General features: G+C 70.2%; 9 protein-coding genes and 1 pseudogene. 5 read left to right on the forward strand and 5 right to left on the reverse strand.

Going from position 1 to position 13,695, the window contains the following annotated elements:
- Positions 1-1,088, reverse strand: a pseudogene (locus tag D7X96_RS24205) (hypothetical protein); the annotation flags it as partial.
- A gap of 31 nt (positions 1,089-1,119) precedes the next feature.
- Positions 1,120-3,465 carry an AAA family ATPase gene (locus tag D7X96_RS24210; protein WP_121770826.1) on the reverse strand — a complete coding sequence of 782 codons (2,346 nt, stop codon included), beginning with the start codon at positions 3,463-3,465 and terminating at the stop codon, positions 1,120-1,122.
- Between the two features lie 147 nt (positions 3,466-3,612).
- Here D7X96_RS24210 and D7X96_RS24215 point away from each other — a divergent pair, with 147 nt between their 5' ends.
- Entirely contained in the window at positions 3,613-4,113 is a 501-nt protein-coding gene (locus D7X96_RS24215) for a flavin reductase family protein (RefSeq protein WP_120547719.1), read from the forward strand.
- 45 nt (positions 4,114-4,158) lie between these two features.
- On the forward strand, positions 4,159-4,743 hold the full coding sequence (locus D7X96_RS24220) for a superoxide dismutase (protein WP_120547718.1): 585 nt from the start codon (positions 4,159-4,161) through the stop codon (positions 4,741-4,743).
- Positions 4,744-4,827: 84 nt separating this feature from the next.
- On the opposite strand, the gene D7X96_RS24225 is transcribed toward D7X96_RS24220, so the two are convergent.
- Both D7X96_RS24225 and D7X96_RS24230 read right to left on the reverse strand, forming a co-directional pair.
- The gene (locus tag D7X96_RS24225) at positions 4,828-7,524 is read right to left on the reverse strand and encodes a protein kinase domain-containing protein (RefSeq protein ID WP_121770827.1); all 2,697 of its coding nucleotides are present in this window, start codon (positions 7,522-7,524) and stop codon (positions 4,828-4,830) included.
- 30 nt (positions 7,525-7,554) lie between these two features.
- A complete protein-coding gene (locus D7X96_RS24230; RefSeq protein WP_121770828.1) occupies positions 7,555-8,517 on the reverse strand; it encodes an SMP-30/gluconolactonase/LRE family protein in 963 nt (320 codons plus the stop codon).
- A gap of 119 nt (positions 8,518-8,636) precedes the next feature.
- Between D7X96_RS24230 and D7X96_RS24235 the strand changes: the two genes are divergently transcribed.
- The gene (locus tag D7X96_RS24235) at positions 8,637-10,307 is read left to right on the forward strand and encodes a DUF6178 family protein (RefSeq protein ID WP_147468385.1); all 1,671 of its coding nucleotides are present in this window, start codon (positions 8,637-8,639) and stop codon (positions 10,305-10,307) included.
- On the opposite strand, the gene D7X96_RS24240 is transcribed toward D7X96_RS24235, so the two are convergent.
- The gene (locus D7X96_RS24240) at positions 10,273-11,184 is read right to left on the reverse strand and encodes a sigma-70 family RNA polymerase sigma factor (protein ID WP_121770830.1); all 912 of its coding nucleotides are present in this window, start codon (positions 11,182-11,184) and stop codon (positions 10,273-10,275) included. The two genes, D7X96_RS24235 and D7X96_RS24240, sit on opposite strands and share 35 nt — an antisense overlap.
- Before the next feature lie 113 nt (positions 11,185-11,297).
- Here D7X96_RS24240 and serC point away from each other — a divergent pair, with 113 nt between their 5' ends.
- Together serC and D7X96_RS24250 are read left to right on the forward strand one after the other, a co-directional pair.
- A complete protein-coding gene (gene serC / locus D7X96_RS24245; protein WP_121770831.1) occupies positions 11,298-12,386 on the forward strand; it encodes a 3-phosphoserine/phosphohydroxythreonine transaminase in 1,089 nt (362 codons plus the stop codon).
- A gap of 90 nt (positions 12,387-12,476) precedes the next feature.
- A complete protein-coding gene (locus tag D7X96_RS24250; protein WP_121770832.1) occupies positions 12,477-13,649 on the forward strand; it encodes an MFS transporter in 1,173 nt (390 codons plus the stop codon).
- Positions 13,650-13,695 lie beyond the last annotated feature (46 nt).

Here is a 13,695-nt window from a genome sequence, read left to right on the forward strand (position 1 = left end):
GGGATGGGGCCTGCCGCGACCGGGGCGGCGGGAGCAGGAGGCGGAGCGGGAAGCCGGGCAGGCGGCTCCACGGGCGTGATGGCGCCGGCCGGATCCGGCGCGGTCTCAAGCCCGTGTTGGATGCCCTGGACGCCCTGCGCATGGGCCGCGGCCAGCTGCGTCTGCCAGTCCTTCACGCCCGGTAGCGCGGGGACGGAAGGCGCGGGCCGTTCCCCGGGAAGCCCCGTGTCGGCCGTGGCCTCCGTCTGGATGGGAGGAGGCTTCGCGGCCGTGACGCCGGCTCCCGCGGGACGGATGGCGATGCGCACGTCACTCTGGCCCGACAGCGTGGACCTCACCGTGTCGATGCGCGCGGCGTCGTCCATGCCACCGGGAGCCGCTCCAGCAGGAACGGCGGCGGGCTCAGGAGTCAGATCCGGCGTGGCCGCTTCACCGCCCGCGACGGGCGCATCGAGGGTTGTCCCATCGGGCGAAGGGGACGTGCTGCCCCCGAGTCCCGCCGCTTCGGACGTGCGCTCCTCCGTGGGCGGAGAGAGGTCGGAAGCACGGGCCTCGGCGAGGCGCGCGGCGATGTCTCCGAGCTGATCCGCGGAGCCCGGCGGCAGGACGGCCATGCGCGCCGCTTCACGCTGCCGGGCATCCTCCTCCTGCTGCGCGAGCGTCGCGGGCTGGGACGCACCCGCCGCCTGCGCGAGCCCGGTGTTCACCTGCGGTGACAGCCCGTGGATGCCCAGCTCCGCCGCGACGGAGCCGGGCGCGGAGAGCAGCGAGACCTCGGGCGGGTGCACGGGGCACGGCTCGAAGAGGTACGAGCGGGGACCGCCCACCGTCCGCCACGCCGGGTCACTCCAACGGCGCTCCAGGTCGCGCGCCGCATCGCGAAGCACGGACCCATGGAGGGCAGGAGGCGCACCCCTCAGCGACGCGAGCCGGGACGCCAGCTCGCGAGCCGGATTCGACGAGGACGGGCCCCGGGGCACGACGCCGGGCGCACGGGGAAGGGCCGAAGAGGACGAGGGAGTGCGTCCGGAGCTCTTCCGGAGCATGGCCTTGGCGGAGGCCTTCGAGCCCTGGTCACGGATGCGCACGGTCCCCCCCGCACCATCAGTGAAGGGGACGCTAGGTCATCTCCACATCCAGGACCAGGGAGGCGCGGATGGGATGTCCATGACTGCTCCAGAAGCGATGGAGCAGGTCGAAGTCGTAACTCTCCTGGACGCGAGGTGTGAGCTTGCGGCCATCCAGCTCGTGCGGAAGTCCACGCGAAAGAATCCCATGCAGGACACCCAGCAGCTCGTGTTCCTCCTCCGCGCGGTGTGACCACGCGGAGACGATGATCCCCAACCGCAGGGCACCATGCTGCGTGACGGCGAGCCGGTAGAGCGCGAGCGACACGGCGGGCCGCTTCCCCGCCAGCGCCTCCCGGGTAGGGGAGCCGTGGAGGATGTGGACCTCCTTGAGGAAGTGTTGCCGGAGCTGCGAGTCCAGTGCCTCCTGGAACACCTCCGCCACGCGGCGCAGGCGCGTGCCCGAGTCGGAGGGAGCATCCGCCTCCGGGCGCCGGGAGAGCCGGCCCAGCTCATACAGCTCCAAGGCGACGGCGCGCTCCAGGTGCTCCTGGGACAGGGGAGCACCGGCTTGTTCGGCGAGGAAGATGGCCTTGAGCGCGGCGTTGCGGATGTCGCCGCCCGCCAGCCGGTGGCGCTGCGCCAGGCCCGCCAGGTCGAGCGTCCCCGCGCGAGGCACGCCCTCCGGAAGCATCAGCTCCCAGATGCGGCGGCGCTCGTCCACCTCGGGGAAGGGGAACTCGATGCGCGCGTGGAAGCGGCGCAGGAACGCTTCGTCGATGGCGGTCTGCAGGTTGGTGGCGAGGATGATCAACCCGTCGTGCCGCTCGATGCGCTGGAGGAGGAAGCCGACCTCCAGGTTGGCGAAGCGGTCATTCGCGTTGCTGACCTCCGTGCGCGCGGAGAACAGCGAGTCCGCCTCATCGAAGAACAGCACGGCGCCCGCGCGCTCGCCGTGGGACAGCACCTCGTCGATGTTCTTCTCCGTCTCGCCCACGTACTTGCTGACGAGCCGCGACAGGTCGACGACGTACAGCGGCCGGCCCACCGCATGGGCGATGACCTCCGCGGCCAATGTCTTGCCGGTGCCGGAGCGTCCGGAGAACAGGGCCACTGGCCCAGTGTGCAGCCGGAAGCGGCGCGACAGGCCCCGCTCCTCGGCGACGCGGTCGCGCTGCGCCACGTAGAACAGCAGGCGTTCCAGGGCCGCGCGGGTGGTGTCCCGCACCACGAGGTCCGCGAACGTGCGTGACGTCTCCAGCCGGTAGCCATGGCGCAGCGGCACCTGGACGAACCGCGACGCCGCGGCACGAAGCGACTCCACGTCACCGTCCGGAGCCGAGTCGAACGCGCGGCGGATCTCCTGGACGCCGCCCCGGAACCCCGACGCCAGCCGCCCCGCGTCCGCCTCCGACAAGGACAGCCCCCGGGAGCGAGCCTCCTCCATCCAGAGGGCCCGCCGCTGGACGAAGCCCGGCGCGGGGGCCAGGTGGTGCGGCACGGCGACAGGCTGCGCGGAGTCCGCGAGCACCAACGCCCGGCCACCGAACCGCTGGCACAACCCGGACAGCGTCTCCGTGACGGAGAGCGCGAGCCCCGGCTCACCGCCGGACAGGTCCACGGCCAGCATCGCGCCGCGCACGGACGCCAGTCGCCACAGCGCCCGCGCCATGGACACCGGCTCCGGAGCCCCCGCCCACCGGGCGACGAGCAGCGGCACACGGGCCTCGGAGGCAAGCTCCAGCGCCACGCGAAGCCGTTCTCCCTCGCCATGCACGACGGCGAATGCGCGCTCGGAAGAGGGCAGCGCCTCCGTCCCATGCCATTCCAGGGCAATGTCCCCCAGCACGGAGGGACGGGGCAGCTCCAGAAGCGCTTCGCGGACCTCCGGAGCCAGGTCCACGGGCCGGAGCATGGGAGGAAAGGCGCCGGCGCCCGTCTGCACCAGGCCGCCGCCCACGAGCAGCCCGCTGTCGGTCAGCGACGCCAGCAAGCGCCGCGAGCGGGCCGGCGTGCGGCCCAGGACGGTGAAGAGCAACCGCTCCACGTTCCAGCCCTGCGCGGCCTCATCCTGGAGCACGGCGAACAGGCGCCCATAGCGCGGCTCCAGCCACGTCGCGAGCAGGACCAGCAGCGCCTCCTCCTCCACGCAGTCCAGGCCCAGCGAGGCCCGCAGCCAGGCGAAGGGAAGGGGAGGCGAAGCGCCCAGCAGCGGCGTCTCAGGAAGCACCGTGCTGAAGGCCAGCTCCGAAGTGGAGGGGCGCACGGTGCTGCGCACCGCATCCCAGCCCCCTTCCTGCTCTCCCCGGAGCTTCGCCGCGCGGGCCTCCTCCAGGTCACACACCTGGACGAGCAGCGCATCCAGACGCCTCAGCGTCTCCCCCCACAACGGATCCATGGGCGCCTCCAGCCGGCCAGCATACGGAAGGGCGCAAGGCCCAGGCCACGGACGGGCCTGGAGGGCAGGTGCCACTGCGTTGGTATTCCGCCAATGGATTGGAGGAAGTGCTGACCGGGTGGCGGGCCGGGTGGTAGAGACCGGCACATGACTCAGAGCGGTACTGAAGGGGTGTCGGCCCTGGACTTCCGGGAGGCGATGTCCCGGTGGGCGAGCGGGGTGGCGGTGGTCTCCGTCCGGGACTCGGACGGGATCGCGGCGACGACGGTCAGCTCCTTCAGCTCGCTCTCCCTCTCACCTCCGCTGATCGTCCTGGCGCTGCAGCAGACCTCCCGCACGCTCCAGCGGGTGGAGGCCGCCCGCCGCTTCAGTGTGAGCGTGCTGTCCACCACCCAACGCGACGTGTCGGTCCGCTGCGCGAAGGGGGAGGCCGAGGGCCGGGTGTTCGACGAAGGCGCCTTCGTGCAGGACAGCCTGGTGGGTCTGGCGTGCACTCTGTTGGATGTGCACCGTTACGGCGATCACCTGTTGCTGGTGGGCCGGGTGGAGCGCATCCAGCGGGGAGTGGACGGCGAACCGTTGCTCTACTGGAACCGGGCGTATCGCGCGCTGACGGCGCATCCGGAACCAGGGCCCGCCCCGAAGTAGCGAACGAGTAGACGAACCTCACTGTACCTAGAAAGGACGCACCCGATGCCCTTCACCCTGCCCGAGCTTCCCTACAAGAAGGACGCGCTGGCTCCGCACATGAGCGCGGAGACGCTGGAGTTCCACCACGACAAGCACCACGCGGCCTACGTCAACAAGCTCAACGAGCTGACCGCGGGCAAGCCCGAGGCCGCCAAGTCGCTGGTGGAAGTCATCCTCAGCAGCGACGGCGCCGTGTTCAACAACGCGGCCCAGGTGTGGAACCACACCTTCTTCTGGAACTGCATGAAGCCGGCCGGCGGTGGCAAGCCGACGGGTGACATCGCGGCCGCCATCGACCGCGACTTCGGCTCCTACGACGAGTTCAAGCGGCAGTTCTCCGACGCCGCCATGACGCAGTTCGGCTCCGGCTGGGCCTGGCTGGTGCTGGACAACGGCAAGCTGTCCGTCATGAAGACGCCCAACGCGGACCTGCCGATGAAGCACGGCAAGAAGGCCCTGCTCACCATCGACGTCTGGGAGCACGCCTACTACATCGACTACCGCAACCTGCGCGCCAAGTTCATCGAGACCTTCCTCGGCAGCCTCGTGAACTGGGACTTCGTGAACGAGAACCTGAAGAACCCCTGAGCTGACGCAGTGAAGTGACGGGAACCGCGCGGCCCGGCTCGGCACGGTCCGGAGCGGCGCGGTTCTCGGAAGCCCCGGAGCGGTTCACCGGCCCAGGCCCTCCACGATGAACAGCCGTGAGAGCGCCTCGTTGTAGCTGTACGCGTAGGAACGCCCGTCCGCGGAGATCGCCAGCGTCATCACGGAGATGAGGCCCGGCTTGATGCCTCCCGCCGGAATGCTCAGGTGCGGTGTTCGCGTGCCGGTCTTCACGTCGACCCGGGACACCTGCACGGGGAGCGAGACGCTGCGTACGTAGAGCGCCGTTCCGCTCGCGTCCCAGCCCACCACCCACTGCCCCGTGAACGAACCCGGGACCGTTCCCAGTGCCTCTCCCTCCGGTGAGAACAGACGCAAGACTCCCGCCTCATCCACCGCCGCCAGCCGCGCTCCATCCGGAGAGATGGCCATGTCGAAGCCAAAGCCCTCTTCCGTGATGGGCCGGGGCGCACCCGCGCCGGGTTCGAAGATCCACAAGCGGGCGCGGCGGCCCTCCTCGTTGGCGCGCAGGAGCAACCGCCTCCCATCCGGGAACCAGCGCGCGGTGAGCACCGTGGCGACGGGCGCGAGCGACAGGGGCCGTGGCTCCCCCGCACCGGTGGGCAACATCAGGTATTGCATCGGCTCGCTGTAGCGCGCCGTGAACACCTGCTTGCCGTCGGGGGACAGCGCCATCGGGATGCCGTCACCCAGTCGAATCGGAGGGGCGCCGTCGGTGGTCCTCAGATAGGCGCCGTAGGTGGGGCCCTCCACCTCTCCACCCTCGGCGAAGACAACCGTCCGGCCGTCGCGGGACAGGTCCGTCATGAACGACGAGTCCGACCACGCCAGGTCCCGCTCCGTCCCCGCGCCCCCGAACGCGAGCCCCGTGCGGATGACCGGGTGGTCCACCAGGACGGCACCGTCCTTGGAGATGTCATGCAGCACCATGCGTCCCGCGATCCGGTCCACGAGGCGCGTCGTGCCGCGCAGGTCGACCGCGAACAACTCCGAGTCCGCGCCCGTGCGGGAGGCGGTGAACCACACCTCGCTTCCGTCCGGAGCCCAGGCCAGCCCCCGGATGCTCGCCCAGCCCGAGGAGAGCTCCCGGGGCGGACCGTCCTTCCCCAGGACCCAGACACCGCCACGGTCGTCCTTCGGATGCTCGTGGAACAGGAAGGCGATCCGTGCGCCGTCCGGGGACACGCGCGCGTGGCTGATCCACCCCTGGGATTCGAAGCGCACCGTGCCGGGGGGCTGCTCCAGCCGGAAGTTCCCGCCCACGCGGCGCACCACCGTCAGGGGCCTGTCCCCGCGCCCCCAGTCCGCCTCCAGCACGCCATCCAGCACGGCCCGGGGCGCACCGCCCGCCAGAGGCATCAAGCCCAACGTCCCGCTGCCATGGTCCGCGTCGAAGAACCGGGGCTCGAGCAACACCGCCAGCTCGCCCCGTGACGACGTCGCGAGCACATCCGCGTGTTGGCCCAAAGCCTGCGACAGCGGGCGTTCGGTGCGAGCGCTGTAGAGCTCCGCGCGTCCTCCCTCCCACGCTGCGCCGTAAATCAACGTGTGGCCATCCGCGGAGAAGCGCGCATTGAGCACATGCCCCTGCCGGAACGTGACGGGCCGGTACGTCGGCACCGCTTGCGCCACAGGGGCCGCGTGCATGCGTCCGAACGCCAGGAGCCCACCGGCCACGGACAGCAGCACGGCCGCCACGGCCACCCACAGGGCAGGGCGTGGGAACGCGATGCGCCGCACGGCCAGAGGCGCGGCCCGCGACGCGATGGACTCCAGCGCGAACGCCAGGTCCTGCGCGGACTGGAACCGGTCCTCCGGAGCCTTCGCCAGACAGCGCGCAATCACCGTCCCCAGCTCTCCCGGCAGCACGGCAGGCGCATCACGGAGCGCGGCGCTCATCCGCTCCACCGGGCTGTCACCGTCAAAGGGCGCACGTCCGCTCACGGCCTCATGGAGCACCGCGCCCAGCGAGAACACATCCGCGCGGGCATCCACGCCCTGACCGCGGATCTGCTCCGGAGCCATGTACCCGGCGGTGCCCACCACCGCGCCGCTCTGGGTGAGCGCGGCGTCCTCGATGCGCTCGGTAAGCCGGGCCAGACCAAAGTCGAGGATCCGCGCGCTGCCGTTCGCACACAGGAAGATGTTCGCGGGCTTGAGGTCGCGGTGGATGACGCCCCGCGCATGCGCGGCCGCGAGCCCCTGCGCCAGCTGGATGCCCAACCGCAGCGCCTGCTCCGGCGGCAGCGGCCCCCGCATCAGCCGCGCCCGCAGGGTGACCCCCTCCAGCCACTCGGTGACGAGGTACGGCACGTCCTCATGCGTCCCCACGTCGAACAGGGTGAGCAGGTGCGGATGGGACAGCGCTCCCGCCGCGCGTGCCTCCTGCCGGAACCGCGCCAGGCGCTCCGGATCCCGCGCGAACCGGGCCGGGAGCACCTTCAGCGCCACGTCCCGGCCCAGCCGCCCATCCCGGGCCCGGTACACGTCCCCCATCGCGCCACTGCCCGCATGGTCGACGATGACGTAAGGCCCCACCTGCTCCCCAGGCGCGAACGCGCGAGGCGGAGGCGCAGCTTCCGCGAGCCGGCCCTCCGCGTGCCACGTCGCCGCGACGGCCGCGAGCAGCGACCCGCAGGACTCGCAGCGGGACAGGTGGGCCTCCGCGAGGCCGCGCTGCTCGGGCAGCAGGCGGTCCTCCACGAAGGCCAGGATCGTTTCCTCGGAGGGACATCCCGACATGATGGGACGTGATTCTACGAGCGTTCGCGCTCAGGGCAGAAGTGGGGGCACCGCCACCCGGTACGCGCGGAAGGGCAGGGTCGGGGTCCCCGGCGTGCCGAAGAGGAACCCCATCTGGGATTCCAGCACCCACGCACCGCCGTCGGTGATCGCGGCGGCGGTCGGCTCCACGAAGCCGTTGGCGAGCACCTCCTTCGCGCCGGAGCCTTCACCCAGCGTCACCAGGGACGCCCGTCCCACCGTGTTCTCCACGACGAACAGCCGGCCCGAGCCCATCCATTCAATCCCATCCGGCGTCTCCAGGGCCGGCGTCACCGGGATGTTCACCGGCGCCGCCGCGCTCCCGTCCGGCTGGATGTCGATGGCGTACAGCGCGCCCGAGTCGCTGTTCACGACGTAGAGCCGGCTCGCACCGTCGTAGGCGATGCCATTGAGGGTGATGAGGCCCGGCTCGGAGGGCTCGTACGCGGCGTCCGAGGACCACGTGGCGAGCGCCGTCCCACCCACCGGCAGCCGGACGACGACGTTCTCGAACGAGTCCGTCACGTACACGTTGCCCGAGGCATCCACGGTGACGTCGTTGCAGAAGCTCTCCTGGCCGGGCATCACATGGCTGGCCTTCAGGGCCCCCGTGGAGAGCGCATATGCGTTCAGGTACGAGGGCTGCGCGGGCAGGAGCAGATCGTCGTAGGTGCAGGCCCAGAGCGTGTCGTGAGCCTCATCCACCTCGAGCCCGTAGACGCCGAAGGAGGGGCGGCCCGGGACGAAGACCTCCGCGCCCAGCGCGCCCGGCTTCACGCGCGCGATGGCACCCGTGCCCAGGCTGCCCGCGTAGAGCGTCCCGTCCTTCGAGGCCGCGATGCCCTCCGGATAGAAGTCCTCGCCGGGCCACTGCACCTCGGTGCGGACGGAGCCGGGGTCCTCCGGGTGGGGCTCGCAGGCGGAGACGGCGGCGGCGAGGGTGACGACAGACAGCCAGGGACGGATGCGCATGAGGCTTTCCTCGGTCGGCCCGGAAGGGGCCTTTCGACGCCCTGACACCGGCCGGAAAATCCTTTGCAGCGAAAGTCCGGCCTGCGGCAACGTGCAGGCACATGGATTGGGGGGACGTCATGACGAAAGCCCTGTCGACCTCGTCGAACAGCCGTCCACGGCAACTCTTGACACGCATCCTGGAGGAGCCGGAGTTGGTCAGCATCGTGCAGGGGTTGGAAGCCCCCGTGCTGTCCAGGCTCATCGACCACATCGGCCTGGAGGACTCCGGGGAGATCGTCGCCCTGGCGACGACCGAACAGCTCAAGAAGATCTTCGACGACGACCTCTGGCGCAGCGCGAAGCCCGGCAAGGACCCGGCCTTCGACGCGGAGCGCTTCAGCCTCTGGCTCCAGGTGATGATGGAGGCCGGGGTGGAGTTCGCCGCGCAGAAGCTGGCGGAGCTGGACGAGGACCTGGTCACCCTGGCCGTCTGCAAGCAGGCGCTGGTCATCAACCTCGACGCGCTGGCGGAGCGGATGTCTGGCAACAGCCGCTCGGACGAGGATGACCTGACGGACAAGGCGCTGGAGAGCTGTCTGTATGAGGAGTTCGCCGAATACCAGATCATCGCCAGGGACCCTCAGGGCTGGGATGCGCTCATCGCGGTCCTGGTGGAGCTGGACAAGAACCACCATGACTTCCTGATGCGGATGCTGGAACGCTGCTGCTACATCTCCACGGAGTACATCGACGACAACGGCGGCCTGTTCAACGTCCTCGACAGCGAGGAGATGCTGGAGTCGGACGTGGCGGCGGACCGCGAGGACCGGCGCGAGGCGGAGGGCTACGTGGCGCCCTCGGCGGCGGCCAGCTTCCTCGACCTGGCGCGCGTCACGCCCACGGAGGAGCTCATCGCCAACCGCGCCACGGACCCCGTCACCCGGTCCTACTTCAAGTCGCTGGAGCGCGCCGCCAAGGAGGCGGCGGAGAAGGGGCCCACGCAGGCCCTGCCGTCCCAGAAGGTGGAGAAGTTCCTCCAGGAGCTGCGCGAGGCGGAGGTGCTGGAGGAGCCGGCCCAGCACCCACTGCTCGCCGCCGGAGCGCCGCGGGCGGCGCACACCGAACCGCTGTTCAAGCTGGCCGTCCTCGCGGTCCGCGACCGCCAGCCCAAGGCGTACATGGACCGGCTGCGCGAGCTGAGCTACCTGGCCAACGTCCTCATCTCCGGATGCAGCTACGCGGGGCGCACGTTCCGTCCGCTGGAGGCCGCGGACGCGGCGGTGGCGGTCTGCAACCTGGGCATGGAGCGGCTCTTGCGCGACGCCGCCGGCAACCGCCCGGGGGACCCCACCGTGGATGACGCCGCGGAACTGCTGGAGCGCCAGGAGCTGGTGAAGCTGTTCCAGGTGGGATGGAGCCTCCTGCACCGCGACGTCCAGATGTTCACTGCGCGCACCCTCCAGGACGTGCTGACCCGCTTGGCCGAGGGCCAGCGCGACACGGGGAAGTCCAAGGAGCTGACGCGGATGGCCGCCACGCTGAAGGCGGACGTCAACGCGGGCAAGCCCACCCGGTCCCGTGGCCGGCTGGACGGTCTGGGCCACGTGCTGGAGCGCCAGGTCATCGTCGCGGTGAAGGCGCTGCTCAGCGAGTACCCCTTCCTGCCGCGCGCCATCGCGGGCGGCGCCAAGGAGACGGACAAGCGCGACGCGCGGTTCATCTTCACGCAGCAGCAGATCCAGGCGGTGCAGGCGTTCGTCCAGGGCCGCCTGTTCAGCGAGGCGGCCCCTCCCGGAGCAGCCGGGTGAGGCTCAAGTCCACCTGGCTCACCACCAGCGCGGCGATGCTGTCCACCGACGCGGCGCTCACCCCCAGGCGTTCGCACAGCCGCCGCGTCGTGTCTTGCGCCACCTGCTCCCGCGCGCGGCTGAGCCACCGCGAGACGGTGGACAGGTGCACGCGGTAGAGCGCAGCGATGGCCTCCAGTGACAGCGCCTCCAGGTGGTACAGGCGCATGAGGGTGCGGTCGCGGTCGGAGAGCTCCCCCAGCGAGGAGCGTACGGCCTCCGTGAAGGCCTCGCGGTAGCGCGAGCGCAGGTGCTCCAGCTCCGGTCCCAGCTGCTCACCGAACGCGGCCTCGACGGACTCCCGCGCGGCGGCGTCGGCCCGGGTCTCGGAGCGCTTCAGGTTGAGCGCGATGCGCAGCGCCGCCACCCGCACCCAGCCGCCCAGCGCGCCTGCGCCGGTGAACTCCCCAATCTTCGGCTCGGAGCCCACGGTCGCCGTGAACAGCTTCTCGCGCAGCAGCTGCCGCACCTCCGCGACGAACGCGGGTGAGCGGTCCACTCCGGACACGAACGCGCCCACGTCGCGGAGGTACTGGTCGTCGAAGAGCTGGAGCGCGGTGCGGTCGCGCCGCAGGCACCCGAAGGCCAGGTACAGCTCCAGGAGGGCAGGGGAGGCCCCGCCCAGCACCTCCAGGAGCGTGGAGGGGGACGTCAGCCGCTCCGCGATGAAGGCGCAGAAGCCCGGGGCGTCCAGCGCCATGCCGGACCAATGGGCGCGGGCCCGCTCCACCGCCGAGGCGAGCAGGGCCTCCAGCCGCACGGGCTCCGGAAGCGCAGCCGGTGCACAGGCGGAGGCCGCGAGGAAGGCGGAGGCCAGCGGTGTGGGGTCGGAGGACACGGTTTGGAACCTACCATCCGCCTGACCTTGGAGGCCGCGCGCACGTTGCTGATGACCCCCGCTGTTCCACGGGCTTAGATGCCGGCGCGGTTCACTTCCAGAGGACTTCCGCCATGCGCGTCATCAACTTCAATCCCGGCCCCGCCGGCCTTCCCACGGCGCCGCTGGAGCGGGCCCGGGACGAGCTGCTCGACTTCCAGGGGACGGGGATGTCGATCATCGAGCACAGCCACCGGGGCAAGGCGTACGAGGCCGTCCACAACGAGGCCATCTCGCTCCTCAAGGAGCTGCTGTCCGTCCCGGACACGCACGAGATCCTCTTCATCCAGGGCGGCGCCTCGCAGCAGTTCGCGCAGGTGCCCATGAACTTCCTCACGAAGGACACGTCCGCGGACTACCTGGTGACGGGCGGCTGGAGCGAGAAGGCCGTGGAGGAGGCGCGCTACTACGGCACGCCGCGCATCGCCGCGAACACGGTGAACGCGGACAAGCGCTTCACGCGGATCCCCACCCAGGCCGAGCTCCAGCTGGACCCCAAGGCCGCCTACGTCCACATGACGAGCAACAACACGCTCTTCGGGACGCAGTGGCACACGTTCCCGGACGTGGGCCAGGTGCCGCTGGTCGCGGACATGAGCTCCGACATCCTGTGGAAGCCCATCGACGTGAGCCGCTTCGCGCTCATCTACGCGGGCGCCCAGAAGAACATCGGCCCGTCGGGCATCGTCCTGGTGCTGGTGCACAAGGACTTCCTGGCGAAGGGCCGCAAGGACATCCCGAAGGTCTTCCGCTACGCGACCTACGCGGAGAACAACTCGCTCTACAACACGCCGCCCACCTTCAGCATCTACCTCTGCCGCAACGTGCTGGCGTGGATCAAGGACGTGGGAGGGGTGAAGCAGATTGAAGCGTGGAACCGCGAGAAGGGCGAGCTGCTCTACGCCGCCATCGACCGCAACGCGGGCTTCTACCGGGCCCCGGTGGAGAAGGCGTCGCGCTCGTACATGAACGTCGTCTTCCGCCTGCGGGACGAAAAGCTGGAAGAGGCCTTCGTGGCGGAAGGGGCCAAGGCCGGCATGGTGGGCATGAAGGGCCACCGCATCACGGGCGGCATCCGCGTGTCCCTGTACAACGCGGTGACCGTGGACCACGTGAAGACGCTGGTGTCCTTCATGGACGACTTCGCGAAACGCAACGGGTAGTCACCCCAGGACTCACCCCGGGCGCCGCTGAAAGGCTTTGCGCCCGGACCTCGGTTCGAGAAACACTTCACGCTCAGTGAGGGGGACTTCTTGAACCGCAATTTTTGGCTGCTGACGCTGTGCCAGTGCTTCTTCATGCTGAACAACATCACCTTCTCGTTCGTGAACGGGCTGGTGGGCCTGGCGTTGGCGCCCGTCCCCTGGATGGCGACGCTTCCGGTGACTGGGTACGTGGTGGGCAGCGCGCTGGCCACCACGCTCGTGGCGCGCAGCCAGCGCGCCTGGGGGCGCAAGCGCTCGTTCCAGCTGGGCCTTCTGGTGGGCATGGTCGCCTCCGGCCTGTGCGCCTATGCCGCGGCGACGGGCCGCTTCTGGCTGCTCATGCTGTCCACGATGCTGGCCGGCTACTACAACGCCAACGCCGCGCTGTACCGCTTCGTGGCCATGGAGCTCGTTGGCCCCGCCTATAAAGAGCGGTCCATCTCCTGGGTCCTGGCGGGCGGCATCCTGGGCGCGGTGACCGGCCCCAACCTGGCCCGCTACACCAAGGACATGCTGGGCACGCCGTTCACCGGCGCCTACGCGATGCTCGTGGGCTTCGCCCTGGTGGCGCTGGCCATCATGAGCTTCATCTCCTTCCCGGCGCTGCCCCGGCATGATCCCGCCCGCCCGGGCCGCACCATGCGGGAGATCGCCCGCCAGCCGGTGTTCGTCGTGGGCGTGGCCGCGTCCGCGCTGGGCTACGGCGTGATGAACCTGCTCATGTCCGCCACGCCCATCGCCATGACGCAGATGCACCACTCGTTCGACCACGCCGCCCTGGTCATCGAGTGGCACGTGCTGGCCATGTTCACGCCCAGCTTCTTCACCGGCCAGCTGATCAAACGCTTCGGCGTGCTGAAGATCATGTGGGTGGGCCTGGTGGCGAACCTGGCCTGCATCGCCATCGCGCTGTCCGGTGTCGCCTTGATGCAGTTCCTGGGGGCCCTGGTGCTCCTGGGCGTCGGCTGGAACTTCCTCTTCATCGGAGGCACCACGCTCTTCACCGAGTCCTACCGGCCCGAGGAGAAGACCACCGTCCAGTCCTCCATGGACTTCTGCATCTACAGCACCATGGCCGTCACCTCGTTCGCGTCCGGCGCGCTGCTCTCCGCGCGCGGCTGGGAGTTCCTCAACTGGGGCTCGCTCGTGCCCCTGGGCGCGCTGGCCGTCGCACTCGGTTGGTTGGCTTTGCATCGGCGCGCGGCGTCACTCGCCACGTAACACAGCGCCTGCGTCACCCATTCATGACAAGCCGCGCCGTAGGTGA

Source organism: Corallococcus interemptor (assembly GCF_003668875.1).
Lineage (GTDB): Bacteria > Myxococcota > Myxococcia > Myxococcales > Myxococcaceae > Corallococcus > Corallococcus interemptor.